The 3,461-nt window shown below is 68.2% G+C and carries 1 protein-coding gene; it reads right to left on the bottom strand.

Annotated features, from left to right (window positions below; translation table 11 throughout):
• The coding region (gene metH, locus VFQ05_11685) for a methionine synthase (protein HET9327427.1) at positions 1–3,440 on the bottom strand (3,440 nt) is incomplete at its 3' end.
• Between the last annotated feature and the right edge of the window lie 21 nt (positions 3,441–3,461).

The following is a 3,461-nucleotide window of genomic DNA, read 5'->3' as shown; positions in this document are numbered from 1 at the left end:
GTCGAGGCCTCGGGGACGAGCTGATAGGCGCTGGTGAGCGTGACGCCGATCGCCTTCTCCGGGTCGAGCAGCTTGAAGAGCTTGGCCTGATCGGCGAGGTCGGGACAGGCGCTGTAGCCGAACGAATAGCGCAGGCCGCGGTCCGCCGGAATCCCGAGCTCCCCGCGCAGCTTGCGATGGTGCCACTCCGCGAGGCCTTCGGCGGCCGCGACGCCGAGCCCATGGACGAACAGCGCCTTCGAGTACTCCCCGGCGGCGTTGAGCTCCTCGCCGAGCGTGTCCACCTTCGACCCGACGGTGACCACCTGGAAGGCGACCACGTCGAACTTGCTGCTCTCGACCGGCTGGAAGTAGTCGGAGAGACAGAGGCCTTCGCGCTCGGTCTGTCGCGGGAAGTGGAAGCGCACGACTTCCTCGATCTTGCCGCGGGGCATGAGGCTCCCGGGCGAGAAGGAAGCCGGGTCGTAGACGACCAGGTCCTGCCCTTCGCTCTGACACGGGAAGAATCCATAGACCGCCTGCGGCTCGATCCATCCCTGCTCCTTCGCCTCACGCTGAAGCTGGAGGCGGCGCGGCTCGAAATCCTCGCGGATGAGCCGCTCGAACTCGGCGCCCGTGCCACGCGCGCCCCAGTGCAGGCGATAGAGCGTCTTGAGGTCCATGCCTTCGAACATCCCTTCCCACGACACCGCCTCGGGCGCGGTGCGCCGCGCTCCCCAGTAAGGCGGAGCGGGGATGCTCACGTCGCGCGACACCGAGACCTTGAAGTCCTGCTGCTGCGCCCGGGATTCGGCCGCGCGGGATTCCATCTCCACGGCGCGGCTCTTGAACTCGAAGGCTTCGCGCCGGTTGCGCTCGACCAGCTCCTTGCCCTTGCCTGGATCGGCGAGCGCGTCGACGGTGTCGAGACCCTCGAAGGCGTCCTTGCAGTAGAAGACCCCGGGCTCGTAGAACACCTCGCCGTCGACCAGCGCCGCGCGCCGCCCGAAATTGCGGTTGATGGCGGCGCCGCCGATCAGCACCGGATATCGGAGGCCGGCGCGATGCAGCTCGGCCACGCAAATCGGCATTTGCTTGCTGGTCGAGACCAGCAGCGCGGAGAGCCCGATCGCCGTGGCCTTCACCTCCTTGGCTTTCTCGATGATCGTGGTCACCGGCACCTGCTTGCCGAGGTCGAAGACCGTGTAGCCGTTGTTGCTGAGGATGGTCTTCACCAGGTTCTTGCCGATGTCGTGCACGTCGCCGAACACCGTCGCCACGACCACCCGGCCCTTCGACACGTCGGCGTGCTTCTCGAGGTAGTTCTCGAGCCGGGCCACGGCCTTCTTCATCACCTCCGCGCTCTGCAGCACGAAGGGAAGGATCAGCTCCCCGGCGCCGAACTTGTCACCCACCTCTTTCATCGCCGGCAGCAGCACGGTGTTGAGCACCTGAACGGGGTCCTGGCGCTTCACGGCCTGGTCGATGAGGTCCTCGATGCCGGCCGGCTTCCGGTGCAGGATCTGGTAGTGGATGCGCTGCTCCACCGAGAGCGCGGCGATCTCGGCTTCCTCTTCCTTGGCCTTGCTTCCGGGCGAGCGGCCTTCGAAGTGCGCGATGTACTTGGCGAGCGCCTCGGGATCGCGCGCGAACACCAGGTCCTCGGCGAGCCGCCGGTCCTGCTCCGCGATCTCGGGATAGGGCGTGATGTCCGCGGGATTGACGATCGCCATGTCGAGGCCGGCCTGCACGCAGTGGTAGAGGAACACCGAGTTGAGCACCGCGCGCGCCTCCTTCGACAGTCCGAAGGAGACGTTCGAGACGCCGAGGCTGGTGAGCACGCCCGGCAGCTCGCGCTTGATGGCGCGGATGCCGTCGATGGTCTCGATCCCCGAGCGCAGGAACTCGGCGTCGCCGGTGGCCAGCGTGAAGGTGAGCGCGTCGAAGATCAGCATCTCCGGCGCGAGCCCGAACTCGCGGGTGACGATGTCGTGGATGCGGCGCGCGATCTCGAGCTTGCGCTCGGCGGTCTTGGCCATCCCCTGCTCGTCGATCGTCAGCGCGATCACGGCCGAGCCGAACCTCATGACCAGCGGCATCACCGCATCGACCCGCTCGCGGCCGTTCTCGAGATTGATCGAGTTGACGATCGGCGCTCCTGGATAGGCCTCGAGCGCGGCTTCGATCACGTTCGCTTCCGTCGAGTCGATGCACAGCGGCGCCTCGACCGAGAGCGCCAGTTTCTTGACCAGGCGCCTCATCTGCTCCGCCTCGTCGGTGCGCTCGGTGAGCGCCAGGCACACGTCGAGCGTGTGCGCGCCGCCTTCCACCTGGCTGCGCGCGATCGGCACCAGCTCCTCGAGCCGGTCGTCCAGCGTGAGCTGCTTGACCTTGCGGGAGCCCTGGGTGTTGAGCCGCTCGCCGATCATCATCGGCGCCGGCTCCTGGCGCAGCGCCGCCGCGGTCATGCCGCTCGACACCATCCACGGGCCCCGGCCCGGGCGGGCCGCGGGAGCGCGACCGCCGACCGCCGCCGCCAGCGCGCGAGTGTGGTCGGGCGTGGTGCCACAGCAGCCGCCCACGATGTGCACGCCATTCTCGGCCACGAACGTGCGCAGGATCTCCGCCATCGGCTGAGGGAGCATCGGATACACCGCGCGCCCGCCGTCGTTGATGGGAAGACCGGCGTTCGGAATGCAGTGGATCGGCACGCTCGCGTTCTGCGTCAGATAGCGGACGCTGTCCCTCATCAAATCCGGACCGGTCGAGCAGTTGAGGCCGATCAGCTCGACGCGCAGCGCCTCGAGCGTGGCGAGCGCGCCGGCGATGTCGGTGCCCAGCAGCATGCGGCCGTTGGGATCGAGCGTCACCGAGCACTGGAGCGGAACGCGCCGGCCCACGGCATCCATCGCCGCGCGCGCGCCGAGAATCTGCGCCTTCATCTCCAGCATGTCCTGGCAGGTCTCGAGAATCAGGACATCCGCGCCCCCCTCGATCAGCCCGCGCGACTGGGCCTCGAATGTGGGGACGAGGTCGCGCAGCGAGAGCTTGCCGAGATCGGGGTCCTCGGAAGACGGCAGCATGCCCGAGGGCCCGATCGAGCCCGCCACGAAGCGGGGCCGCTTGTCCCTGGCCGCGTACCGATCGGCGACGCGTCGCGCGATGACGGCCGCCGCGCGGTTGATCTCGACGGTCTGGTCGCCCAGGCCCCATTCGGCGAGCCGAACCCCCGAGGCCTGGAACGAGTTGGTCTCGACCACGTCCGCGCCGGCGTCGAAATAAGCCGCGTGGATTCCCTCGATGACGTCGGGACGGGTGACGCTCAGGTAGTCGTTGCAGCCTTCCAGGCGCTTCCCGCCGAAGTCCTCGGCGGTGAGCCCGGCCGCCTGGATCTGCGTGCCCATGGCGCCGTCATAGACCAGCACTCGCTGGCGCAGCGTCTCGAGGAATGGGCTCTTCACGGCGGTGGGCTCCTTTCGGGC

This window comes from Candidatus Eisenbacteria bacterium (assembly GCA_035712145.1).
In the GTDB taxonomy this organism is placed as follows: Bacteria; Eisenbacteria; RBG-16-71-46; order RBG-16-71-46; family RBG-16-71-46; genus DASTBI01.
This window is presented reverse-complemented; position numbering and strand designations above follow the sequence as displayed.